21 protein-coding genes are annotated in these 23054 nt (G+C 58.1%); 11 read left to right on the top strand and 10 right to left on the bottom strand.

Annotation, left to right across the window (positions count from 1 at the left end; translation table 11 throughout):
- Positions 1-206: 206 nt before the first annotated feature.
- The 3 genes from ACXAG1_RS11210 to ACXAG1_RS11200 all read right to left on the bottom strand — a co-directional run bounded on the left by ACXAG1_RS11210 (position 207) and on the right by ACXAG1_RS11200 (position 6213).
- Positions 207-3161, bottom strand: coding sequence for a ribonucleoside-diphosphate reductase subunit alpha (locus ACXAG1_RS11210; protein ID WP_475119746.1), 2955 nt, complete (start codon positions 3159-3161; stop codon positions 207-209).
- A gap of 921 nt (positions 3162-4082) precedes the next feature.
- Positions 4083-4997: an ornithine carbamoyltransferase gene (gene argF, locus ACXAG1_RS11205; protein WP_475092407.1), complete on the bottom strand. Its 915-nt coding sequence runs from the start codon at positions 4995-4997 to the stop codon at positions 4083-4085.
- A gap of 28 nt (positions 4998-5025) precedes the next feature.
- Positions 5026-6213: an acetylornithine/succinylornithine family transaminase gene (locus ACXAG1_RS11200; protein ID WP_475119745.1), complete on the bottom strand. Its 1188-nt coding sequence runs from the start codon at positions 6211-6213 to the stop codon at positions 5026-5028.
- Positions 6214-6557: 344 nt separating this feature from the next.
- Between ACXAG1_RS11200 and grxD the strand changes: the two genes are divergently transcribed.
- Positions 6558-6890, top strand: coding sequence for a Grx4 family monothiol glutaredoxin (gene grxD, locus ACXAG1_RS11195; RefSeq protein ID WP_475092409.1), 333 nt, complete (start codon positions 6558-6560; stop codon positions 6888-6890).
- Between the two features lie 113 nt (positions 6891-7003).
- Here grxD and bfr read toward each other — a convergent pair whose 3' ends face one another.
- From bfr to ACXAG1_RS11180, 3 genes are all read right to left on the bottom strand, one after another.
- Positions 7004-7486 (bottom strand): bacterioferritin, encoded by a 483-nt coding sequence (gene bfr, locus ACXAG1_RS11190; protein ID WP_043315457.1) that lies wholly within the window; start codon positions 7484-7486, stop codon positions 7004-7006.
- Positions 7487-7779: 293 nt separating this feature from the next.
- Entirely contained in the window at positions 7780-9096 is a 1317-nt protein-coding gene (locus tag ACXAG1_RS11185) for a DUF2254 domain-containing protein (protein WP_475092410.1), read from the bottom strand.
- A 143-nt stretch (positions 9097-9239) separates the two neighbouring features.
- Positions 9240-9452: a bacterioferritin-associated ferredoxin gene (locus ACXAG1_RS11180; protein WP_475092411.1), complete on the bottom strand. Its 213-nt coding sequence runs from the start codon at positions 9450-9452 to the stop codon at positions 9240-9242.
- A 340-nt stretch (positions 9453-9792) separates the two neighbouring features.
- Between ACXAG1_RS11180 and ACXAG1_RS11175 the strand changes: the two genes are divergently transcribed.
- From ACXAG1_RS11175 to ACXAG1_RS11140, 8 genes are all read left to right on the top strand, one after another.
- Positions 9793-10395 carry a peroxiredoxin gene (locus ACXAG1_RS11175; protein ID WP_475092412.1) on the top strand — a complete coding sequence of 201 codons (603 nt, stop codon included), beginning with the start codon at positions 9793-9795 and terminating at the stop codon, positions 10393-10395.
- Positions 10396-10749: 354 nt separating this feature from the next.
- Entirely contained in the window at positions 10750-12009 is a 1260-nt protein-coding gene (locus ACXAG1_RS11170; protein WP_475092421.1) for a serine hydrolase domain-containing protein, read from the top strand.
- Positions 12010-12164: 155 nt separating this feature from the next.
- Complete coding sequence (gene htpG / locus ACXAG1_RS11165) at positions 12165-14078, top strand: molecular chaperone HtpG (protein WP_475119744.1); 1914 nt, start codon at positions 12165-12167, stop codon at positions 14076-14078.
- 274 nt (positions 14079-14352) lie between these two features.
- On the top strand, positions 14353-15402 hold the full coding sequence (locus ACXAG1_RS11160) for an NAD(P)H-dependent glycerol-3-phosphate dehydrogenase (RefSeq protein ID WP_475092423.1): 1050 nt from the start codon (positions 14353-14355) through the stop codon (positions 15400-15402).
- A gap of 27 nt (positions 15403-15429) precedes the next feature.
- Complete coding sequence (locus tag ACXAG1_RS11155; RefSeq protein WP_475092424.1) at positions 15430-15708, top strand: DUF4389 domain-containing protein; 279 nt, start codon at positions 15430-15432, stop codon at positions 15706-15708.
- 165 nt (positions 15709-15873) lie between these two features.
- Positions 15874-16476, top strand: a complete 603-nt coding sequence (locus tag ACXAG1_RS11150; protein ID WP_475119743.1) for a DUF4389 domain-containing protein — start codon at positions 15874-15876, stop codon at positions 16474-16476.
- Between the two features lie 42 nt (positions 16477-16518).
- Positions 16519-16977, top strand: coding sequence for a phosphohistidine phosphatase SixA (sixA, locus tag ACXAG1_RS11145; protein WP_475092426.1), 459 nt, complete (start codon positions 16519-16521; stop codon positions 16975-16977).
- Between the two features lie 127 nt (positions 16978-17104).
- Positions 17105-17995, top strand: coding sequence for an alpha/beta fold hydrolase (locus ACXAG1_RS11140; protein WP_475119742.1), 891 nt, complete (start codon positions 17105-17107; stop codon positions 17993-17995).
- 14 nt (positions 17996-18009) lie between these two features.
- Here ACXAG1_RS11140 and ACXAG1_RS11135 read toward each other — a convergent pair whose 3' ends face one another.
- Both ACXAG1_RS11135 and folE read right to left on the bottom strand, forming a co-directional pair.
- Positions 18010-18366 (bottom strand): 5-carboxymethyl-2-hydroxymuconate Delta-isomerase, encoded by a 357-nt coding sequence (locus tag ACXAG1_RS11135; protein WP_475119741.1) that lies wholly within the window; start codon positions 18364-18366, stop codon positions 18010-18012.
- Between the two features lie 39 nt (positions 18367-18405).
- Positions 18406-18945: a GTP cyclohydrolase I FolE gene (gene folE / locus ACXAG1_RS11130; protein WP_475092429.1), complete on the bottom strand. Its 540-nt coding sequence runs from the start codon at positions 18943-18945 to the stop codon at positions 18406-18408.
- 172 nt (positions 18946-19117) lie between these two features.
- On the opposite strand from folE, the gene prmB reads away from it, so the two are divergent.
- Both prmB and aroC read left to right on the top strand, forming a co-directional pair.
- Positions 19118-20044, top strand: coding sequence for a 50S ribosomal protein L3 N(5)-glutamine methyltransferase (gene prmB, locus ACXAG1_RS11125; RefSeq protein ID WP_475092430.1), 927 nt, complete (start codon positions 19118-19120; stop codon positions 20042-20044).
- A gap of 79 nt (positions 20045-20123) precedes the next feature.
- The gene (gene aroC, locus ACXAG1_RS11120; RefSeq protein ID WP_475092431.1) at positions 20124-21224 is read left to right on the top strand and encodes a chorismate synthase; all 1101 of its coding nucleotides are present in this window, start codon (positions 20124-20126) and stop codon (positions 21222-21224) included.
- An 86-nt stretch (positions 21225-21310) separates the two neighbouring features.
- On the opposite strand, the gene ACXAG1_RS11115 is transcribed toward aroC, so the two are convergent.
- Positions 21311-21982, bottom strand: a complete 672-nt coding sequence (locus tag ACXAG1_RS11115; RefSeq protein WP_475092432.1) for a TIGR04219 family outer membrane beta-barrel protein — start codon at positions 21980-21982, stop codon at positions 21311-21313.
- A gap of 108 nt (positions 21983-22090) precedes the next feature.
- Entirely contained in the window at positions 22091-22969 is an 879-nt protein-coding gene (locus ACXAG1_RS11110; protein WP_475092433.1) for a LysR family transcriptional regulator, read from the bottom strand.
- Positions 22970-23054 lie beyond the last annotated feature (85 nt).

The raw sequence follows: 23054 nt of genomic DNA, 5'->3' as shown, positions 1-23054 counted from the left end.
TGCTAACCTTGGTTTAATCATCCAGTAATACACCGACATAAGTTTCGGCTGCCGCGATGCCGCCCATTACTGCACCCGGTGTTCGTGACACACCTTACCCCCCCTCCCCCTCCCCCCTCTCTCCCCCCCCCCCCCCCCCCCTCCCCCCACGCGGTGCTCTCCCCCGAGAGTCTTTTTAGCTTGTAACGTCAGCTTGTAACGAACGCTTACTGGCAGGCTTCGCAGTCTGGATCGTCCAGGGAGCAGGCTGCGGGTACGGCTGCTGGTGCGGGCTCTTGTGGAGCCGAGGCCTGTGGCGCTACCGGCGCGGCGCTGGCGGCGGGGGCGCCGCCGGCGCTCACTGCGTTCAGGGTGCCACTGTTCACGGTGGATTTTTCCGTGGTGGTGGCAGCCAGTGCACGCAGGTAGTAGGTGGTCTTCAGACCGCGGTACCAGGCCATGCGGTAGGTCAGGTCCAGCTTCTTGCCGTTGGCGCCGGCGATGTAGAGGTTCAGGGACTGGGCCTGATCAATCCACTTCTGACGGCGGCTGGCGGCGTCCACGATCCAGCGCGGCTCCACTTCAAACGCGGTGGCGTATTTGGCTTTCAGGTCGGCCGGTACGCGGTCGATCTTCTGTACAGAACCTTCGTAGTACTTGAGATCGTTGACCATCACCTTGTCCCACAGGCCACGGGCTTTCAGGTCGTGTACCAGGTAGGGGTTCACTACGGTGAATTCGCCAGACAGATTCGATTTCACGTACAGGTTCTGGTACGTGGGCTCGATGGACTGGGATACGCCGGTAATGTTGGCGATGGTCGCGGTCGGGGCGATGGCCATGACGTTGGAGTTGCGCATGCCCTGGTTTGCCACCTTGTCGCGCACCAGATCCCAGTCCAGGGTGCTGCTGGTGTCCTGGTCGATAAACTGCTCGCCGCGGTTCTTGGCCAGAATCTCGATGGAGTCGATCGGCAGGATGCCTCGGCTCCACAGGGAGCCTTCGTAGCTGCCATAGCTGCCGCGCTCTGCCGCCAGGTCACTGGAGGTGGAGATGGCGTAGTAGCTGATCGCTTCCATGGTGGTGTCGGCGAAGGCGACAGCTTCATCGCTGGAGTAGGAGATGCCGGCCTTGTACAGCGCATCCTGGAAGCCCATCAGGCCCAGTCCCACCGGACGGTGTCGCATGTTGGACTGACGCGCGGTTTCCACGGAGTAGTAGTTGATGTCGATCACGTTATCGAGCATGCGCACGGCGGTTTTGACGGTGTTTTCCAGCTTGCCGGTATCCAGCTTGCCGTCTTCGCCGATGTGCTGAGACAGGTTGACCGAGCCCAGGTTGCACACCGCGATTTCGTCATTTGCCTTGGTGTTCAGGGTGATCTCGGTGCACAGGTTGGAGCTGTGAACCACACCGGCGTGCTGCTGCGGGCTACGCAGGTTGCAGGCGTCCTTGAAGGTGATCCAGGGGTGGCCGGTTTCAAACAGCATGCCCAGCATCTTGCGCCACAGGTCCAGTGCACGCACTTTTTTGTGCAGCTTCAGCTTGCCTTCGGCGGCGAGTTTTTCGTAGTGCGTGAAACGCGCTTCGAATGCTTCGCCGAACAGGTCGTGCAGGTCCGGGGTGTCCGCCGGGGAGAAGAGGGTCCACTCCTTGTCTTCGAATACGCGCTTCATGAACAGATCCGGCACCCAGTTGGCGGTGTTCATGTCGTGGGTACGGCGACGGTCGTCACCGGTGTTTTTGCGCAGCTCGAGGAATTCTTCGATGTCCAGGTGCCAGGTTTCCAGGTACGCACACACGGCGCCCTTGCGCTTGCCGCCCTGGTTTACCGCGACCGCGGTGTCGTTGGCCACTTTCAGGAAGGGCACAACACCCTGGGATTTGCCGTTGGTGCCTTTGATGTAGGAGCCCAGGCTACGCACTGGCGTCCAGTCGTTACCCAGGCCGCCCGCCCACTTGGAAAGCATGGCGTTGTCCTGGATGGCACCGTAGATGCCGTGCAGGTCGTCCGGCACGGTGGTCAGGTAACAGGAGGACAGCTGCGGACGCAGGGTACCGGCGTTGAACAGGGTCGGGGTGGAGCTCATGTAGTCGAAAGAGCTCAGCAGTTCGTAGAACTCAATGGCGCGTTCGTTCGGCTTGTCTTCATTGATGGCGAGGCCCATGGCAACGCGCATGAAGAACAGCTGTGGCAGTTCGAAACGGACTTCATCGGAATGCAGGAAGTAGCGGTCGTACAGGGTCTGCAGGCCGAGGTAGGTGAACTGGTGATCGCACTCGGGCTTGATCGCATCGCCCAGCTTTTCCAGGTCGAAGCTGGCCAGTGCCGGGTCCAGCAGTTCCAGTTCGATACCTTTGGCCACGTAGGCGGCCAGGGCCGGCTTGTACAGGCCTTCCATTTCTTTCTGGGTGGCGGACTCGGCCACGTCCAGGAAGCGCAGGGCTTCAGCGCGCAGCTTGTCCAACAGCAGGAAAGCGGTGGCGTAGGTGTAGTTGGGTTCCTGTTCCACCAGGGTGCGCGCGGTGATTACCAGCGCGGTATTGATGTCGGTTTCGGAAACGCCGTCGTACAGGTTTTTCAGCGCTTCATTCAGGATCACGTTGCCGTCCACATCGGTGAGGCCCTCACAGGCTTCGCTGACGATGGTGCGCAGGCGTTCCATGTCCAGTGGTACCAGTGAGCCGTCTTCCATCTTTACGCGGATGCTCGGATGGGTGTCGGTGGACTGGACGGCAGCAGTGGCCTTTTCTTTTTCTTTCTCTGCGCGCAGGCGGGCGTGCTCTTCGCGGTAGAGCACGTAGTCGCGGGCGATTTTGTGTTCGCCGGCACGCATCAGTTCCAGCTCGACCTGGTCCTGAATTTCTTCGATATGGATGGTGCCGCCGGAAGGCATGCGGCGCTTGAAGGTGGCGCTGATGTGGGAAACCAGATCGGCCACGCGCTCGTGAATACGGCTGGAAGCTGCGGCAGTGCCACCTTCAACGGCGAGGAAGGCTTTGGTAACGGCAACGGAGATCTTGCTGTCGGCGTAGGGCACCACGGTGCCGTTGCGCTTGATGACGCGAATCTGACCGGGGGCGGTGGCAGCCAGTGAGGTGTTGCTGCTGGCCTGGTCTGTTACCGAATCCTTGGTAGTGCCATTAGGCACAGACTGGGAACGCCCTGTCTCTGTGTGCATGAATTTCTCCGTAAGTTTTCGTGCGCGTCGGGGTCGACTGCCTTGGTTTTTGCTCTGATTTTTCAGTGTGTCGGCTTGTGGCCTGAAACTGTTTACGCGACCACTTTTTCGTCGTTCAGTGCAGTCCTTGCGCGAACCTTGGCGATTCCGCGGGCACAAGTAGTGGCGGCGAAGCCGTGGCTTCGCTCGGGTAACTCTTGTGGGGTACTGCTTTGATACTGCGATTGGCTCGGGTGTTTGACCTTGGTGCCACAGGCCCAAAGAAAAGGGGAAATGTGGACAACCTGCGAAGCCAGCTAGTTGGTGCGCTTGAGTTCGGACACAACATGTTGTGGTGGACCTGCTGGCGCAGAAAGGCACTTAGCGTCGTTTTCCCCGGAGATGCCTGGGCTATATCTGGGGGCTGCTCTGTGCTCAAACCCAATATGTTGGGGTCCGATCTCGAATGAGCAACAAGATAATGCGGTTGGGGGGGTAATTCAAGGCGGATAACTATGGAGTTACTTGTGGATAATTTGTGGGTAGGCGGTGCGAGGTTGAATTCTATTCCCCGGCAGCGCCCGCCATTACTGGCTGGGTATAAAAAGTGAACAGTGGATGGCGCGCTATCCACACTTTAAGAATATTTTTTAATAGTAAGCGGGTCTCAAATTAAGCCCAGCAATAACGATTCCCGGTTGAGCATTCCCTGATCAAATCGGCACTGCAGGGTCAATTTAGCCGCCAGTCCGCTAGGTAGAGTGGTGAAATTATTGCGAGAGAGGTAACCGCTGACTGCTGACGTCGTGCGGCGATTTTTCGACCGGGAAATGCCTAACCTGTGGACAAGGTGCAGTAATTTTACCCTGGTTAGAGGATTCGGGCGCCAGTTTGCCGGAGGCAATGACCGGCGCCCGAAATGAGCTCGAAAGATATGAGGGCCTAGTTGCTGTTGTCCTGCAGGAATTCCATCAGTGCCTTCTGTGCGTGCAAGCGGTTTTCCGCTTCGTCCCACACTACGGAGATTTTTTCATCTTCCAGTAGTTCACCACTGACTTCTTCGCCGCGGTGCGCCGGGAGACAGTGCATAAATATGGCGTCCCGGTTGGCATGGCTCATCAGCTCGTGGTCCACCAGGTAGCCGTCGAAGGCAGTGAGGCGGATCTGCTGCTCGGTCTCCTGGCCCATGGAGGCCCACACATCGGTGGCAACCCAGTCGGCACCGGTGACGGCTTCTTTCGGGGTGCGCACAATTTTTACCCGGTCTTTGGCGCGGGCGAGGATGGTCTCGTCCGGGTCGTAACCTTCCGGGCAGGCGATGCGCAGTTCAAAGTCGTACATCAGTGCGGCGTTGATGTAGGAGTGGCACATGTTATTGCCATCGCCCACCCAGGCCACCGCCTTGCCCTCCGGGCTGCCGCGGTGTTCTACATAGGTTTGCAGGTCCGCCAGTAGCTGGCACGGGTGGTAGCTGTCGGACAGGGCGTTGATGACCGGCACCTTGCTGTATTCCGCAAAGCGCTCCAGCACGTTGTGGCCGAAGGTGCGGATCATCACCATGTCCACCATGCGCGAGATGACCCGTGCACTGTCTTCGATGGGCTCGCCGCGGCCCAGTTGGGTGTCGCGGGGGGACAGGAACAGGGCGCTGCCGCCCATCTGCGCCATACCGGCCTCAAAAGAAACCCGGGTGCGCGTGGACGATTTTTCAAAAATCATCCCCAGCACTTTGTTGCGAAATGGCTCGCTGGCGATGCCCTGGTTGCGCAGGGCCTTGAGCTCGATCGCGCGCTCGACGACTGCACGCAGTTCGTCCCGATTCAGGTCGAGCAGAGTGAGAAAGTGTCTGACTGCCATATTGGTATCCTCTTTAATTCCTTTGTCGTCAGGCGGCCTGTTGGGCAAAGTCCCGCACCAGTGCGGCGACGGTGCTGGCGACCTGTTGGTATTCCGTATCGCTCAGGGTCAGTGGCGGCAGCAGGCGCACCACATTACCCGCAGTGACGTTAATCAGTAATCCCTGCGCGCGCGCCAGGTCCACCAGCTCGGCGCAGGGGCGGTCCAGCTCGATGCCGATCAGCAGGCCGAGGCCGCGGATGTCCCGGACGTGGGCGCAGCCGGCCAGCTCTGATTTGAGCTGGTCCAGCAGTTGTGTGCCGAGGCTCGCCGCCTTTTCTATCAGCCACTCGCTTTCCAGAGTGTCCAGTACCGCCAGCCCAGCGCGGCAGGCCAGAGGGTTGCCACCAAAGGTGGAGCCGTGGGCACCGGCGGTAAACAGTGCGGCCGCCTCGCCACGAGCCAGGCAGGCGCCAATCGGTACGCCGTTGCCCAGGCCCTTGGCGGTGGTGACCACGTCCGGCAGCAGACCGTCGCTGTGCTGGTAGGCGAACAGTTTGCCACTGCGGCCATTGGCTGTCTGGATTTCGTCCAGCATCAGCAGCCAGTCCTGGTTGTCGCACAGTGCGCGCAGGCGCGGCAGGTAATCGGCGTCCGGAATGCGGATGCCACCTTCGCCCTGTACCGGCTCCACCAGAATGGCCACGATATCGTCGTGCGCATTGGCCAGTGCTTCAATGGCTGCCACATCGTTATACGGCACCCGCAAAAAACCTTCCGGCAGCGGCGCAAAGCCCTGTTGCACCTTGGGGTTGCCGGTGGCGGTCAGGGTGGCGAGGGTACGCCCGTGGAATGCACCTTCGGTCACCACGATTTTCGGGCAGGCGAGGCCGCGCTCGTTGCCGAGCTTGCGCGCCAGCTTGATCGCCGCCTCGTTGGCCTCGGCACCGGAGTTGGAGAAAAATACATTGTCCAATCCAGACAGCTTTACCAGCTTGTCGGCCAGTTGCTCCTGGGGCGGAATGTTGTACAGGTTCGAGACGTGTAGCAGGGTATTGGCCTGCTCCTGGATCGCCAGGGTAACTGCCGGGTGGCAGTGGCCGAGGCCGCACACGGCTATCCCGGAGAGGGCGTCGAGATATCGTCGGCCATTGTCGTCCCACACGTAGTTGCCTTCACCTCTGACCAGGGTCAGGGTTCTGTTACCGTAGTTCTGCATCAGTGCGGGAGTAGCCACCGTAAATCTCCTCTGTGGGTGGGTCTCTGTTGGGCATTGTCCATGTAGCTATCTATATAGAGGAAGGCCCAAAGTAAAAGGGAAACCGCAGAAAATACGCATTGGGCGCACTTTGACCGCAATTTCCCCGGGGAACCGGCAATACTAGCACAGCCATGGCCCGGAACCAGCAGTGGCTGCCCTAATCCTGGGCCATTCTCGGGCGATTGCTGGCCCCCCGTGGGAATCAGATTGGAATCGGGTACAATGCGCGCTTTCTGTTACGGTTAGACGCCCGCGGTGCCGGGTCACCCTACTATCCACCGTATTACCAACCGACTTTCAAGCCGAGGTTAGCTTCCACTATGGATACTCTGGAAAATATCAAAAAGCAGATCGCCGATAATGACATCCTGCTTTATATGAAAGGCAGCCCCAACGCTCCGCAGTGCGGCTTCTCCATGCGCGCCTCCCAGGCGGTGATGGCCTGCGGTCAGCGCTTTGCCTATGTGGATGTGCTGTCCAATCCGGATATCCGTCAGGAATTGCCAAAATTCGCTAACTGGCCAACCTTTCCGCAACTGTGGGTAAAGCAGGAGCTGGTGGGCGGCTGCGACATCATCATGGAGATGCATGAGAGCGGCGAGCTGAAGACCCTGATCGAGGAAACGGCCAAAGGGGCCGAGCAGGGCGAGTAATCGTTACTGCATCCCTGAGTTAAAATCTCAGACATAAAAAAACCGCGAGAAACTCGCGGTTTTTTTATGCGTGGGGTTTGCCCTTTAGGTAGGAGCCTGCCCTGCAGAAAAGGTTATTCCTCGGAAGCGGAAACCATCTGGGTTTGCAGGTAGTTCTGCAGGCCAACCTTGTCGATCAGGCTCAGCTGGGTTTCCAGCCAGTCCACATGCTCTTCCTCGGAGTCGAGAATGCGTTGCAGCAGTTCGCGGCTGCCGTAATCGCGAACAGACTCGCAATAGGCGATACCGTCGCGAAGATCGGGGATGGCCTTTTGCTCCAGCTTCAGGTCGCACTTCAGCATTTCTTCGGTGTTTTCACCAATCAGCAATTTGCCCAGGTGCTGCAGATTGGGGATGCCCTCCAGAAACAGAATCCGCTCGATCAGCCAGTCGGCGTGTTTCATCTCGTCGATGGATTCGTGGTATTCCTTGTCGGCCAGCTCTTTCAGCCCCCAGTCCTTGAACATGCGGGAGTGCAGAAAATACTGGTTAATGGCAATCAGCTCATTGCCCAGTGCTTTATTCAAATGTTCGATGACTTTGGGATCGCCTTTCATGGTGTTCTCCTTGAGCCGGGTCGCAATGTCCTGTGGCGGCAATTATTTATCAAAAATGCGGGCGCTGACTTTCTGAAACGATGATGAAAGGGGGCGGAAAAATTCCGTCCTGCACCATCAAAATTGTAGAGTCCGCAGCGCGAGATTGTGTGGAGTTTGCGTTGCAGAAATGGACAAGTCAAGCGCGGAATGTCGGCGAACGTGCAGGAAAAAAGCCAGAAAATTAACGGGAAAAAGGCCGAAAACTACAGTGAGAACGATTGCTGTTTAGATTGTTTGCGTGCGCCTCCAATTTACTCCAGCTCGCTGCGCATTCTCGATAGTTGTTTTTGAATGTCGGCGACATCGAACTTATCTTGCAGGCTGATGGCGCAGTCTTCCTGCAGACGCTGAATCAGGTTGTTTAATGCCTGCCGATCCTCACTGCGAGTGCAGATTTCCGCGAGTTCGATAAGCGCGTTGCAGAGGTGCCGCATTACCACCCCGCTTTCCCGGCCGTATTCGCGGATCTCATCCAGCGCAGCTGCCAGCACATCGGCAAAGCTCAGTTCGATGGTAACCAGTCGTAATTTGCGATTGTCGTCATGAAAACAGTTGGGTAGCGCCGGGCGCTGCAAGATGATGCCGATCCCGTCAATAAGGCGGTCAATGCAGGTGTAGGCGGTAAATGGGTCGTTGATTCCAGGGGACAGTGCGCGCACCGCGATTTGCGCCAATTGCCGAATGGAAAAAATGACGTCCTGCTCGGCGGTAGGCTGGGCGCCAAGGGTGATCGCGCTGTGAATGGCCTCGGCAATCGCCTGGCTGTCGGTATCGCGCGGCGGATCGTACACCGTAGCGACACAGCCCCAGTGGTAGAGGAAGGCGCCAGGGTGGATATCCAGGCGCACGGTGCACTGGTGTTGGCATGCCCAGGCAATCAGCTTCTGGTGATCAATGCGCTGGATGTAGCCCTCGGTGTTTGCGCGTACACGCATGGCATCGTCGCCGAGCGTGAGGTCCCGTAAATCCCGCCGGCAGGTGCGAGGGTCCCGGCAATCCTCGGTGGGGTAGATGGTCTCCAGCGCATTGCGGAATTCCCGATTGATCTGGAAGGTGATGTTGTCGATCTGGATCGACTGGGCCACGTTGTGAATGAAGTAAATCAGGTAGGCGATGCAGGCCAGAGCCATCAGCAGGGCAAAACTTACCGCCAGGGTGTGATGGTGCCGCGGCCCGCTGGCATCTATGCCGCGCATGACCAGCAGCGCATACACAAAGGTGGATAGAAAAATACCGAGCGATACCTGAGTGCCCCGGTCGCGAATGAAATTGCGCACCAGCCTCGGGCCAAACTGGTTGGAGGCGAGTGTCAGTGCAACCGTGGTTATTGAAAAGACCGTGCCTGCCACAGTGATCGTGGAACCGGCGACCGCGGACAGCAGCGCGCGGGCGCTGTCGGGGTCACGCAACCGGAGCCAGCCCAGGCCCGGCAGTTGCTCGACATTCCAGTGCTGGTCGATGGATAGGAATCCCTGCGCAAGCAAGATCGCAGAGGCCATCATGATTGCGGGAATTACCCAGAAGCTGGCGCGCAACCGCTCGGAAAGGTGTAGTAGCTGGTGTTTCATCGACCCGCAGGGACTCCAGGCGCAGGGAAAAGCGTAGAGACAGTGCTTTTAAGCCTAGGACAGGGGCGTGGGAGAGTGTGTTGGAATCAATGCGGAGGGTGGGGCAGGCGCTGTGCGACCAGATGCCTGCCCGGCGCCGGGGATCAGCCGGCGGAGTAAAACAGCGCGCTGTTGGTATTCGGGAGCATACCGGCAGTCATGGTCTCGTCGATGATCTCCTGGGTCAGCTCGGCACAGCGACCACATTGAGAGGAAACCCCGAGGTGGCGACGAAGGGCCTTTACCGAGGTGGAACCATCGTAAACAGCTTCTTTGATCTGGCTGTCGGTGATGCCTTTGCAGATACATACATACATCGCGAAAAACCTGGCGCAAATACAATCTTCTATTCAATCGAGGGTGGATCTTATTGTTAATGAGAATAAGTGTCAATAAGATTTTTCGACCGCTCAGTAAGTATTCTAGTTGGTCGTCTCGCAGGCAGTAGGGGTGCGTTTGACTCTTGGGTCAAAGTGGCCGCAGGCGGGTGTAGAGGGGCGGGGCAGCTGCTATTGGCGTTATATAAAAATTTAATGGGACTGCCATAGGCCCCTGTGTATCATAGCGGCCCCCTATCGATCTTTTGTCTGTTTATAGCCGCTGGTTATAAATTGACCATTTCTACAATCCATTATCTATCTCATTGAGGAGGTTCTCATGGCTGTATTAGTAGGTAAGCCCGCTCCGGATTTCACCGCAGCAGCAGTACTGGGTAACGGCGAAATCGTTGACGCGTTCAACCTGGCAGAAACCATCAAGGGCAAGAAGGCGGTAATCTTCTTCTACCCGCTGGACTTCACCTTTGTGTGCCCGTCCGAGCTGATCGCCTTCGACCACCGCTTTGAAGAGTTCAAAAAGCGCGGCGTTGAGGTGATCGGTGTTTCCATCGACTCCCAGTTCTCTCACAACGCCTGGCGTAACACTGCCATCAACGATGGTGGTATCGGCCAGGTGAAGTACACCCTGGTTGCCGACGTGAAGCACGAAATCTGCCAGGCCTACGACGTTGAGTCCGAAGGCGGCGTTGCCTTCCGTGGTTCCTTCCTGATCGACGAGGAAGGCACTGTACGTCACCAGGTAGTAAACGATCTGCCGCTGGGCCGTAACGTAGACGAAATGCTGCGCATGGTTGACGCGCTGGCGTTCCACCAGGAGCACGGCGAAGTTTGCCCGGCTGGCTGGCAGGAAGGTGACAAAGGCATGAACGCTTCCCCGGAAGGCGTTGCTGCGTACCTGAGCGAGAACTCCGGCAAGCTGTAAGCTGCAGGAGTGCAGGGAAGGTCACAAGCGCCTTCCCGTGCCAGAAAAACCGCCGCAAGGCGGTTTTTTTGTGCCTGAAGAAAAGGTTCTTGCGACAGAGAGCGTAAAAAGTGCGCTAACATGCGCGCTTGTTCCAGTTTTATTACAATGCGCCCCTGCCCGGAATGCGGTGACCGAGGGTTTCCGGGCGAAGAATTATTTGCCGGGCTGCTAGTCTTATATTCAGACTTCCACACAAAATCCGGCACAGTCTGATCTGGGGAGGCGCCTCGCCTGTCGGCCGAGGGGCGCGATGGGCCGCTCAACGGACGGGCAGTTTGGCGGATTGCAGTAACGCACACGGTGTAACTCAAGGTGTTCCAGGGCATTTTCCACAGAATCTACAGTGATCTGCGTGGCGCGTGGGTGCCGTTTATTGTCGCTTTCGCGCTGGTCGGCGCGACAGGGCAGGCGGTTGCCGATGCCGGTCGCGGTGACAAATCCGCCACGGCGCGTACGGGCAACAAGGCCGTGGCGAAGAGTGTGGAAGCCAGTGCCCAGGAATTTGACCGCTATTTTCGCCAGCTGCTGAAGCAGCAGGGTATTCCCGGGGCGGCTTACGTGATTGTGGACCGCGACCAGGTGGTGGCCATGAACACCTACGGCGTGCGAATCAAGGGCAAGCACCAGAAGGTCACCTCGCACACGGTGTTCCGCCTGGCCTCGGTGTCCAAAACATTTGCCTCCAGCATGGCGGCGGTGCTGGAGCACGAACACAAGTTCAACTGGGGCGACAAGGTCGTGCGCTACGTGCCCCAGCTCAGTTTCAAAACCCCGGCGCTGTCCATGCAGCTGCAGGTGCAGCACCTGCTCAGTCACTCCTCCGGACTTACTCCCAACGCCTACGACAACTATCTGGAAGACAATCGGCCCCTGTCCAAAATCCTGCCGAAGTTCGCCTCCATCGACCCTCACTGTGCCCCGGGCAAGTGTTACGGCTACCAGAACGTCCTGTTCAGCCTGATTGAAGACGTCATCCAGAAAGCGACCGGTGTGCCATACGGCCGCCAGTTGAAAGAGCGTTTCTTCACCCCGCTGAAGATGGAAGACGCCTCGCTGGGCTGGGAGAGCTTTATGGCGGCGAGCAATCGCGCGGCTCCCCATGTGCAGACCGGTAAGGGCTGGCGCCCGGTGAAGGTGGAAAAAGAGTACTATCTGGCTGCACCGGCGGCGGGTGTGAATGCCAGTATCAGCGACATGGCCCAGTGGCTGAAGGCGCAGATGGGCTACTATCCGGACGTGCTGTCTCACGAAGTCATCAACGACCTTACCACCGAGCGGGTAGAGACCCGGCGCCACCTGCGCCACCGTATCTGGCGTGACTATATCGACCACGCCGGTTATGGCCTCGGCTGGCGGCTGTACACCGTGGGGGACGATCGCATTGTCTTCCACGGCGGCTGGGTGGCCGGTTTCCGTGCCGCCATTGCGTATTCGGAGAAGCGCAAGGTGGGCATCGTCATTTTGATGAACGCGGAGTCCCGAGTTATCTCTGACCTGACCGGCAATTTCATTGCGGATATCACCGGTAATGGCAAGCTGGTACAGGCTATTGCTGCGGCGTCTAAAAAATAGCCGCTGTCTCCCGTCGTCCTCTTCTCGTCAATCCCGCATGCTTAAGCTGTCGCGCGCTTGAATTGCGCGTGACCGTCCCAATATTGCTTCCCCTGAGTTTGAATTGTCTGCCGAAGCGCGGACCGACGTTGTTTTAGATAGGGGAGATACCATTCATGACTGTTGCGGCGCAAAAAGAGAGCCACGGTTTCCAGACAGAGGCCAAGCAGTTACTGCACCTGATGATCCACTCGCTGTACTCCAACAAGGAGATCTTCCTGCGCGAGCTGGTATCCAACGCATCCGACGCCGCCGACAAGCTGCGTTTCGAGGCGCTCTCCAACTCGGAACTGCTGGCGGAAGACCCGGATCTGCGCATCCGCATCGAGTTCGACAAGGACGCCGGCACCCTGACCATTACCGATAACGGTATCGGCATGAGCCGCGATGAGGTGATCGAGAACCTCGGTACCATCGCCCGCTCCGGCACCGCCAACTTTATGCAGAACCTCACCGGCGACCAGAAGAAGGACGCGCACCTGATCGGTCAGTTCGGTGTGGGCTTCTACTCCGCCTTTATCGTCGCCGACAAGGTGGATGTATTTACCCGTCGCGCCGGCGCCGATGCCAGCCAGGGTGTGCACTGGGAGTGCAGTGGTGAAGCCGAGTACTCGGTGGAAAACGTCGAGTGGCCGCACCGCGGTACCCGCGTGGTGCTGCACCTGAAAGACGAAGCCAAAGAATTTGCCGATGACTGGCGCCTGCGCTCCATCATCAAAAAGTACTCCGACCACATCGCTATCCCGGTGGAAATGCTGAAGCAGGAAGGCCCGGCAGCGGAAGGGGAAGAGCAGGAAGACAAGGCGCCGGAATTTGAAGCGGTCAACGCCGCCCAGGCTCTGTGGACCCGCCCGCGCTCCGACGTGAAGTCAGAGGAGTACAAAGAGTTCTACAAGCACATCTCCCACGACTTCGACGATCCGCTCACCTGGAGCCACAACCGTGTGGAAGGCAAGCTGGACTACACCAGCCTGTTGTACATTCCGGCGCGCGCGCCGTTTGACCTGTACCAGCGCGATGCCGCCCGCGGCCTCAAGTTGTACGTACAGCGCACCTTCATCATGGACGACGCCGAGCAGTTCCTGCCGCTGTACCTGCGCTTTGTAAAAGGTGTGCTGGACTCCAACGACCTGCCGCTGAACGTCTCCCGCGAGATTCTGCAGAAAGACCAGAACACCGACGCCATCAAGAGCGCCCTGACCAAGCGCGTGCTGGACATGCTCGACAAGCTGGCGAAGAAAGACGCTGATCAGTACCAGAAGTTCTGGGATCTGTTCGGTTCCGTGATGAAAGAGGGCCCGGCGGAAGATTTCTCCAACAAAGAGAAAATCGCCAAGCTGCTGCGTTTCTCCACCACCCACACCGACGACGCCAAGCAGGATCAGTCCCTGGAAGACTACGTTGGCCGTATGAAAGACGGTCAGAAGAACATTTACTACGTGTGCGCAGACAACTTCGCCACCGCCAAGTCTTCCCCTTACCTGGAGGTCTTCCGCAAGAAGGGCATCGAAGTGCTGCTGCTCACCGATCAGGTAGACGAGTGGTTCGTAGGCCATATGCAGGAATTCGACGGCAAGCCGTTCCAGGACGTGGCCAAAGGCGCGCTGGACCTGGGTGAAGCGGAGAACGAAGACGACAAGGCCGAGCGCGAAAAGGCAGAGAAAGAAGCCGGTGCCCTGGTGGAGCGCGTCAAGGAAGTGCTGAAAGAGCGTGTGGAAGACGTGCGCGCAACCACGCGTCTGGTGGATTCCCCCGCGTGTCTGGTGGCCAGCGACAACGATATGGGCCTGCAAATGCGCCGTATCCTGGAGCAGGCGGGCCAGGCGCTACCGGATGCCAAACCGGTATTCGAGGTGAACCCGAGCCACCCGCTGGTGCAGCGTCTGGACCAGGAGCAGGATGAAGACCGCTTTGCGGATCTCACCAATATCCTGATGGATCAGGCGAACCTGGCGGCAGGGAATCAATTGGCAGATCCGGCGGATTACGTGCGCCGCCTGAACACCTTGCTGCTGGAGCTCAATCGCTAATTTGCGGCGGGGCTTCTTTCGAAAAGGCCGGCGAGGTTTCCCCGCCGGCCTTTTTGTTTGTTGTCCTGTTTTGCCCTGATCAATCGCCAATCTCTCTCCCGCCCGGGGGAGTCTGAGCTATATTGTTTTTGCCGGTTTTTTGCACGAATTGGCTGCGATTAGGCAGCATTTATTGGCGAACTTGGCAAAATTGATCAATTTCTGCGGGGCCCATTGGGTGCCGGCAGCCGGCTCCGTATAATCCCCCGCTGCACAGTAATCACTACAGAGCGTTATGACCCAGCAAGACGTATCTCCAAATACCCCGGAATCCACAATGTCCATTGCCGTGCTCGGCGGTGGTAGTTTCGGCACTGCGATTGCCAACATTGTGGCTGGCAACGGCCATGACACCCGCCAGTGGATGCGGGACCCCCAGCGGGCCGCCGCCTGTATGGACGAGCGGGAAAACCGCCACTACCTGCCCGGCGTGTCTCTGCATCCGGGCCTGAACATTACCGCCGACCTCGAGCAGGCGGTAAGCGGTTGCCAGGTGGTGTTTGTCGCGATTCCCAGTAAATCTTTCCGCGAGGTGGTGCACCGCGCGGCACCGGTGCTGGGCCCGGGCACCATGCTGATCTCCCTGACCAAGGGGGTGGAGCATGACAGTTTCCACCTGATGAGCGATATCCTGCGAGAAGAGACTGAAGGCATGCGGGTGGGAGTGCTGAGTGGCCCCAATTTCGCCAAAGAAGTCGTTGCCGGGCACTACACTGCGACGGTAATCGCCAGTGAAGACGAATCCCTGTGCACGACCATCCAGAAGGTGCTGCACTCGGAGACGTTCCGCGTTTATTCCAGTAACGATGTATTCGGTGTGGAGTTGGCCGGAGCGCTGAAAAATATCTACGCCATCGTCACCGGCATGGCCGTTGCCCTGGGGCGCGGGCAGAACACCACCAGTCTGCTGATTACCCGGGCGCTGGCGGAAATGATGCGCTTTGCCGAAGCGATCGGCGCAGACCCAATGACGTTTATCGGCCTTGCCGGCGTGGGTGACCTGATCCTGACCTGTTCTTCCGATCTCAGCCGCAACTACCGGGTGGGCTATCTGGTGGGCAAGGGCAAGAAGCTCGAAGACGCAGTGTCAGAAATCGGCCAGGTGGCAGAAGGGGTGAATACGGTTCGTCTGATTAAGGCGAAAGCCGATGAATTGGGCGTCTACATGCCCTTGGTTTCCGCGATTCACGCCATATTATTTGAAGGTACCCCGATTCCCACGGTTATTCGCGAGCTGATGTCCGGGGCGCAAACCTTTGATGTGGCCTATTCGGCCAAACCCTGATCAACGTTTAATAGCTGCGGATTTGATATGAATAATGCACAACTGAAGCAGAACCTGACCTCGGCAGACCACTGGATGCGCCTGTTGTTTATGGTGCTGTTTGTCATTCTGCTGGAAATTGCTGGTGTGGTGATGCTTGCTACCATCGTACTGCAGTTCCTGTTCGCCATCGTATCCGGTGGTCCGAATGAGAATCTGCGCCAGATGGGGAACCAGATTGCGTCCTACATCTATCAGACCCTGCAATTCCTGATCTACAACACGGAAGAAAAGCCGTTTCCGTTTTCCGAGTGGCCGGAGTCCTGAACGCCACGCCGGTGGCGAGGTTGGAATCGCAGCCTCGAAACCAAACCTGAAACGAAATCGGACTATATTGAGTGTTCCTGAATTTCTGAATGACAGAATCGTGGCTGGCCCAATGGTCGGCCTTTCCCTATTTGTGGTGCCCAACAACGGACTGGTGATCGCCCAATGAGCAACGAAGAACTGAAACAAAATCTGACCTCCACGAACCAATGGCTGCGCCTTGTGTATATGGTGCTGTTTGCGGTGCTGCTGGAAATCGCCGGCTTTGTCATGCTGGCGGTCGTTATCGCCCAATTCCTGTTCGCCATTTTTACCGGCGGAGCCAACGACAACCTGCGCCGTTTGGGGGACCAGATTTCCTCCTATATCTATCAGACGCTGCAGTTCCTGATTTACAACACCGAAGAGAAGCCGTTTCCGTTTTCCGAGTGGCCTGAGTCTGAAGAGGAAGACCTTTCCAGCTACGAGAGTGCGGAAGAGATGGACGGCGAGGTGATTGACGATGTCGACGCGCTCGAGACCGACCTTGACGATGTAGAAGCGGAAGTTGATGAGGTGCTCGACGAGAGCTCCGGTGATGTGGTGAAACCTGAAGCGACCACCAAGGCGGCTGCCGCAGAAAAGTCAGAGAAACCTGCCAAACGTAAAAAGTCTGCAAAAGCCAACAAGGCCGGCGACGAGGAAGAAACCGTCATCGAGTTGGGCGCAGACTCTGCGGAGACCGCGGCGGCAGAAAGTGGCGACAAAGCCTCCGAAGACAAGAAGTAGTCTCTGTACCCGACCGGCGGCCAAATGTAACGGGAGAGCCCTGTGCTGTTGTTTGTAATGCGTCACGGCCATGCCGAACCGTTCCGTAAAAGCGATGAGACCCGCGCCCTGACCGAGGAGGGGCGCGCGGAAGTGGCGTCGGTCTGCAAGCAGCGTGCCTCGGAGCTGGCACAGGTGAAAACCATCTGGGCCAGCCCCTTTGTGCGGACTCGCCAAACCGCCAAAATTGTTGCCGAGGCATTCGATCTGCCGGTGGAGATGCAGGACTTCCTCACCAGTGACACTCCGGTGGAGCAAGTGCTGGACGCGCTGGCGGCAGCCGACGAAAAGGTTTTCCCGCTGTTGCTGGTTAGCCATCAACCGCTGGTGGGTATCCTGGTGAACGGGCTCTGCGGCAGCGGTGATGAGCATCCAATGGCGACCTCGAGCCTGGCGTGCCTTTCCGCGGATGTATGGGCGCGGGATTGCGCAGAGCTTGCGTGGTTGCAGCACAAACCCTGAGCGGCCCTGCGCGGGTGCTCGTCGCCCCTCCTACGCAATCGGTCAAAGTCGCTGAGTTCTGTTGCCATTGCCCCACAGCTGTGGGGCTGTCAGCATGGCCGTTTCGACAGCGGTACGGTTTCCCCCTATGCCTCAATCCACTTCTGCCCCCGGCGCCCCCCGCGAAATTACCCTGGATGTGCACGGCAATGTGATCGCTGCCCGGCAGTGGGGGAACCCCGCCGGTATACCGGTGCTTGCGCTACATGGCTGGCTGGACAACTGCGCCAGCTTCAACAAAATGGCGCCTTTCCTCGCTGAGCTAAATCTGGTTGCGGTGGACCTCGCCGGGCACGGCCAGAGTTATCACCGACACCGGGACGCGAATTACACCATCTGGACAGAAATCGAAGACGTGCTGGCCATTGCCGATGCGCTTGGCTGGGCCCAGTTTTCTATACTGGCGCACTCGCGCGGGGCGGTTATCGGCACCATTGCCGCGGCTACTTTTCCCGAGCGGGTGCAGCGCCTGGCGTTGATCGACGGTCTGGTGCCGCCACCGACTACCGACGAGGAAGCGCCGGAAACCCTGCGCAAGGGAATCGAACAGCGCGCGCGTTACCGCGACCGCAAGAGCCGGGTGTTCGAATCTCTTGAGGTTGCTGTTACCGCGCGCAAAAACGGCCTGTTCAAATTGACGGACGACGCGGCCCGTGCGCTGGTACAGCGGGGCGTGCGCCCCTGTGAGGGTGGTTATACCTGGAGCAATGACCCGCAACTGATGGCCAGTTCCCTGGCAAAAATGAACGAGCCACAGGTGCGCGCGTTTCTGGCGCGGGCCGGTATGCCCATCCGGTTAGCGCTGGGGAAAGGCGGGATCCAGGGGATGATCGAACGCATTCGCCCCCTGGCAGAGCAGGTGCCGAATATCGTGTTGAAGGAATTTTCCGGTGGTCACCATTTACATATGGAAGACAGTGCCGAGGAAATTGCGCAATGGTTTTTACCATTCCTCACTGGGAGGGAAGGCCAGAACTGAAAGGGACAGATCCGCTAAAAGGGGATTCGCTTGGAGTAGCTGGCCTTTTGCATATCCCGCACTTCCACAGAGATTTCTGGCACCTCCGGCGCGGCCTCGCACAGGTAGTTGAAAATGGCCGCACTCAGTGCTTCTTTCTGTTCTGTAGTGCGCCCTTCGAGAATGCGCACTTCCGCGTGAATAAACAGATTGCTGGAGCCTTCGTGGCTCTTGCCGAGTACAAAATCCCGATAGGGCAGGGCGCGCGTCTTGATGGCGCTGGCATTGAACAGCCCGGTTTCACTCATCGCCTGCTGACCATTACTGACCAGTGCAGGAATGGAAATGCTGTCTTCCAGTTTTTGCGAATATTCGATCACCAGATGGGGCATTGCCGGACTCTCCTCCTGATCAGTAAGGGGCAGAACGCGTTAACGAATCAGCGACAGAAATTCGTTGCGCGTTGCCTGCTGGCTGCGGAAAGAGCCGAGCATTGCAGAGGTTTTCATAACCGAGTTCTGCTTTTCCACGCCGCGCATCATCATGCACATATGCTTGGCCTCGATAATCACACCCACGCCGGCTGCACCGGTCACCTGCTCGATCGTCTTCGCCACCTGCACGGTCAATTGCTCCTGAATCTGCAAACGGCGCGCAAACATGTCTACAATGCGCGCCACTTTGGACAGGCCCAGTACCTTGCCATCGGGAATATAAGCCACGTGCGCCTTGCCGATAAACGGCAGCATGTGATGTTCGCACATTGAGTACAGCTCAATATCTTTTACCAGCACCATTTCGCTGCAGTCGGACGGGAAGAGGGCATCGTTGACGATTTCTTCCACGGTCTGATTGTAGCCGCGGGTCAGGTATTGCATGGCCTTGGCGGCGCGCTGAGGGGTATCTTTCAGCCCCGGGCGCTCCAGGTCTTCACCAATGGCTTCGATAATGTGTGCGTAGTGTTCTTTCATCAGTATGCTTCCAACGTCTCGCCCGCGGGGTTGTTCTGCCACTGGTACGTAATGCGCAGTACGCAAATGAACGGGCGTTCGATCACCGGTGTATCGGCGGGTATCAGAGGGTGCGCTACCCTAAGCCTTTGTCACACGGTAGTAAAGCGCCAAAAATAGAGGAATATCGCCAATGATAGAGAAACGGGAGTCCGATTTGCACGAATTGTGTACCGTGCTGGACTATATCCGCTGGGGCGCCAGTCGCTTTACCGAAGCGCAGTTGTGGTTCGGCCACGGCACCGATAATGCCTGGGATGAGGCTGTCCTGCTGGTCACTCACGCACTACACCTGCCGGTGGATAGCAAGCCGGAGATTCTTTCCGCGCGCCTTACCATGACGGAGCGTGCCGAGGTAATGGCGGTCCTGGAAAGGCGGGTTAATGAACGCTTACCCGCCCCCTACCTTACCAACGAAGCCTGGTTCTGCGACCTGCCGTTCTATGTGGACGAGCGGGTACTGGTACCCAGATCTCCGATCGGTGAGCTGATTCGAAATCATTTTGAGCCCTGGCTGCAGCAGGAGCCTCTCGCTATTCTCGATCTTTGCTGTGGCAGTGGCTGTATCGGCATCGCTTGCGCGGATACGTTTCCGGGCGCGCGGGTGGATGTCAGTGATATTTCGGCGGATGCGATCGAGGTGGCCCAGATCAACATCAATCGACACCACTTGAACGACGAGGTGCGCGCGGTGCAGTCGGACCTGTTCGCCGGCCTCAAGGGTTGCAGTTACGATCTGATCGTCAGTAACCCGCCCTATGTGGATGCCCGCGATCTGGCGGAAATGCCACGGGAATACCATGCCGAGCCGGGGCTGGCGCTGGGTTCTGGTGATGACGGCCTGGATTTTACCCGGCGCCTGTTATTGCAAGCGCCGGACTACCTGCAGCCGGAAGGTATTCTGATATGCGAAGTGGGCAACAGCTGGGTCGCGCTGGAAGAAGCCTATCCGCGAGTGCCGTTTTTCTGGCCCGAGCTGGAAGATGGTGGGCACGGGGTTTTTGTACTGACGCGGGAAGAGCTGCTGGCGTGCCGCGCCATGTTTGAGGCTGGAGCTTGAATCCGCAGCGCGCGGCTAGAGAATCCTCTATAATGCGCGGCCTTTAACGAATAATTCACTGGGGTAGGGAATACCGGGTATGTCGGGCAATACATTTGGCAAGCTGTTTTGTGTCACCACCTTTGGCGAAAGCCACGGTCCTGCATTGGGCTGCATTGTGGATGGCTGCCCCCCGGGAATTGAGATTACCGCCGAAGAAATCCAGCTGGAGCTGGATCGCCGCAAGCCCGGTACCTCTCGCTACACGACCCAGCGCCGCGAAGCGGACGAAGTGAAGATTCTTTCGGGGGTATTCGAAGGTAAAACCACCGGAACCCCCATCGGCCTGCTGATCGAAAACACCGATCAGCGCTCTAAAGACTACGCCAATATCGCCGAGCAGATTCGCCCGGCCCATGCCGATTACACCTACTGGGCCAAATACGGTCTGCGGGATTACCGCGGCGGTGGCCGCTCTTCCGCGCGAGAAACCGCCATGCGCGTCGCTGCCGGCGCCATTGCCAAAAAGTGGCTCAAGCAGCAGTTCGGTATCGAGGTGCGCGGCTACCTGTCTCAGTTGGGCCCGATCAAAGTCGAAAAGCTGGACTGGTCCCAGGTCAGCGAGAACCCCTTCTTTTGCCCCGATGCCGACAAGGTGCCGGAAATGGAAGCGTACATGCAGGCATTGATCAAGGAAGGGAACTCCATCGGTGCGCGTATTTCCGTGCATGCAAGCGGAGTTCCCGCAGGTCTTGGCGAGCCGATCTTCGATCGTCTGGACGCGGACCTGGCCCATGCGCTGATGAGCATCAATGCGGTTAAAGGTGTGGAGATCGGCGCTGGATTTGCTTCCGTGGAGCAAAAGGGTACCGAGCACCGTGACGAAATTACCGAGCAGGGCTTCCAATCCAATCATGCCGGTGGTGTGCTCGGTGGTATTTCCAGTGGCCAGGAGCTGATTGCGCATATCGCGCTGAAGCCCACTTCCAGCCTGCGCATCCCGGGCAAAAGCCTGGATACCAACGGCAACCCGATTGAAGTAGTGACCAAAGGGCGCCACGATCCCTGCGTCGGCATTCGCGCAACACCCATTGCCGAAGCGATGATGGCGCTGGTGTTGATCGACCATGTCATGCGTCAGCGCGCGCAGAACGGGGATGTGGAATTTGGCCTGAAGATCCCGGCGGGTGAGCCGGCCTAGGAGTTGGTCGAGGTCGAAAAATAAAAAAGGCGGAGCGCCAAAAACGCTCCGCCTTTTTTGTGCCCGCTCGTGCTGTATCGAGGTGATTACAGGTGCAGGTTCAGGCCGAGGTAGGGGCCTTTTACTTCCACATCGGGCTCGAGATCGTCGAGGTCCGGGGCGTCAATGGTGAGGGCGCGGTAACCGGCTTCCACCGCGAAATCCAGCGCTGGCACAAAATCCCAGCGGATCTTGGCGGACAGGTCGGTCACAGAGTTGCCGTCGTACTGGGTGCCGTTGCCCTGGGCAATGATGGACCAACCGGTAAAGGGCAGGTCGAAACGGGCCATGCCGTACACCATCGGTACTACGCCGGAGAAATCCAGTGAGGCACCTTCCAGGTCGTTGAGCTCAAACTCACCGGAAAACTGTCTGGCGGTGACGCCAAGGTCCAGGTTCACCCAGTTGTCCAGAATTTCGTAATACAGGGTGGCATCGGTGTGGGTCAGATCCAGGGTGGAGTTGAACTCATCCATCTCGGTCTGCACCTGGGTGTGCGCCACCAGAATGTTGGGGAGCAGCGGAATCGGGTGTTCCAGTGCGGCCTGCAGGAAGGTGTTGTTGTCTTTGTTGAAATTCTCGGTATCGAGAAGGTCGTTCAGTTCGCCGCTGTAGGATGGTTTCCACACACCTGCGGTGGCGTCGAAGCCGAGAATGGTGTCGGCGCTGGCGGTGGCAGAAGCCAGGGCAGCGCAGATGGCCAGAGTGATTTTTTTCATTTTGGAGTCGCTTCCGTTGAATTCTGCGGCGGATTCTACCGCCTTTTTATGAATTTTCCCTGAACAGATTCCGGGTTTTGAGACCTGTTCACCGGTTGCGGCGACGGATTACAGTCCCCGCGCCTCTTTGAATAGCAGCTGCTGCAACGCATTGGCCGCATTACTGAGGGTGCGGTTGCGATGATAGATGATCCCCAGATTGCGCACGATACTCAGCTGCGGCATGGGCAGCTCCGCGAGGCTGTCGTCGATCAGGGTCTTGGGCAGCACACTCCAACCGAGACCGACCCCTGCCATCATCTTGATGGTTTCCAGAAAATTGGTCGCCAGTTTGGCGGTCAGCTTGAGCCCGTGGGCATCGAATTCGCGCTTGATCAGTCGCCCCGTGTAGGTGTTCATATCCGGCAAGATCGCCGGGTATCGGGCCAGCGCCGGCAGATCCAGTTCCGGCATCTGCGCCAGCGGGTGGTCAGGCGCTGCCACCACCACACAGGGGTCCGGCCAGATGATCTGTGCATTCAGGTTGGGGTAGTCCTTCAGTGCCAGGGTGACCACGGCAAGCTCGTATTCACCGGCCATCAGCGCTTCGTAGGCCTGCTCGGAGTCGAGAAAGTCGATATCCAGGGAGACGTCGGGATACAGGTTGCTGAACTCACGCAAAACCGGTGGCAGGTGGTGCAGGCCCACGTGGTGACTGGTGGCAATACGCAGGCTGCCGCCGATCGTCTCGCCCAGGCTGCGCAGCTCGTGCTCGGCGTCGCTAACTTCGTTCAATATATGGCGTGCGCGGGGCAGCAGGGCGCGGCCGGCGTTGGTGAGCTGCAGCTTGCGACCAATACGGTCAAATAGCGGAGTGCCCAGCTGTGCCTCCAGGGACGCCAGGCGTTTGCTCACCGCGGGCTGGGTCAGGTGTAGTTGCTCCGCGGCCTCCGAAACGGAGCCCTGTTCTGAAATGGCAAGAAAGGCCCTGAGCCACTGGATTTCCATGATGCTTCTCTGAATGGCTGTTTTCGGGTATTCCAAAAACGAATGCGCCATATAATAAATATAAATTGATGTTATTCAAGGCTCC

This window comes from Microbulbifer sp. ABE4_465 (assembly GCF_056160765.1).
Note: the sequence above shows the minus strand (reverse complement) of the source record. Positions and strands in the feature narration are given on the sequence as shown.

Coding starts and splice junctions, on each gene's coding strand:
- ACXAG1_RS11185 (WP_475092410.1), bottom strand. CDS start 9,096: ATGAAACACCAGCTACTACACCTTTCCGAGCGGTTGCGCGCCAGCTTC.
- ACXAG1_RS11115 (WP_475092432.1), bottom strand. CDS start 21,982: ATGAAAAAAATCACTCTGGCCATCTGCGCTGCCCTGGCTTCTGCCACC.
- ACXAG1_RS11160 (WP_475092423.1), top strand. CDS start 14,353: ATGACCCAGCAAGACGTATCTCCAAATACCCCGGAATCCACAATGTCC.
- ACXAG1_RS11135 (WP_475119741.1), bottom strand. CDS start 18,366: ATGCCCCATCTGGTGATCGAATATTCGCAAAAACTGGAAGACAGCATT.
- folE (WP_475092429.1), bottom strand. CDS start 18,945: ATGAAAGAACACTACGCACACATTATCGAAGCCATTGGTGAAGACCTG.
- argF (WP_475092407.1), bottom strand. CDS start 4,997: ATGGCAGTCAGACACTTTCTCACTCTGCTCGACCTGAATCGGGACGAA.
- aroC (WP_475092431.1), top strand. CDS start 20,124: ATGTCGGGCAATACATTTGGCAAGCTGTTTTGTGTCACCACCTTTGGC.
- ACXAG1_RS11155 (WP_475092424.1), top strand. CDS start 15,430: ATGAATAATGCACAACTGAAGCAGAACCTGACCTCGGCAGACCACTGG.
- ACXAG1_RS11110 (WP_475092433.1), bottom strand. CDS start 22,969: ATGGAAATCCAGTGGCTCAGGGCCTTTCTTGCCATTTCAGAACAGGGC.
- ACXAG1_RS11140 (WP_475119742.1), top strand. CDS start 17,105: ATGCCTCAATCCACTTCTGCCCCCGGCGCCCCCCGCGAAATTACCCTG.
- grxD (WP_475092409.1), top strand. CDS start 6,558: ATGGATACTCTGGAAAATATCAAAAAGCAGATCGCCGATAATGACATC.
- ACXAG1_RS11150 (WP_475119743.1), top strand. CDS start 15,874: ATGAGCAACGAAGAACTGAAACAAAATCTGACCTCCACGAACCAATGG.
- ACXAG1_RS11180 (WP_475092411.1), bottom strand. CDS start 9,452: ATGTATGTATGTATCTGCAAAGGCATCACCGACAGCCAGATCAAAGAA.
- ACXAG1_RS11175 (WP_475092412.1), top strand. CDS start 9,793: ATGGCTGTATTAGTAGGTAAGCCCGCTCCGGATTTCACCGCAGCAGCA.
- prmB (WP_475092430.1), top strand. CDS start 19,118: ATGATAGAGAAACGGGAGTCCGATTTGCACGAATTGTGTACCGTGCTG.
- bfr (WP_043315457.1), bottom strand. CDS start 7,486: ATGAAAGGCGATCCCAAAGTCATCGAACATTTGAATAAAGCACTGGGC.
- ACXAG1_RS11210 (WP_475119746.1), bottom strand. CDS start 3,161: ATGCACACAGAGACAGGGCGTTCCCAGTCTGTGCCTAATGGCACTACC.
- htpG (WP_475119744.1), top strand. CDS start 12,165: ATGACTGTTGCGGCGCAAAAAGAGAGCCACGGTTTCCAGACAGAGGCC.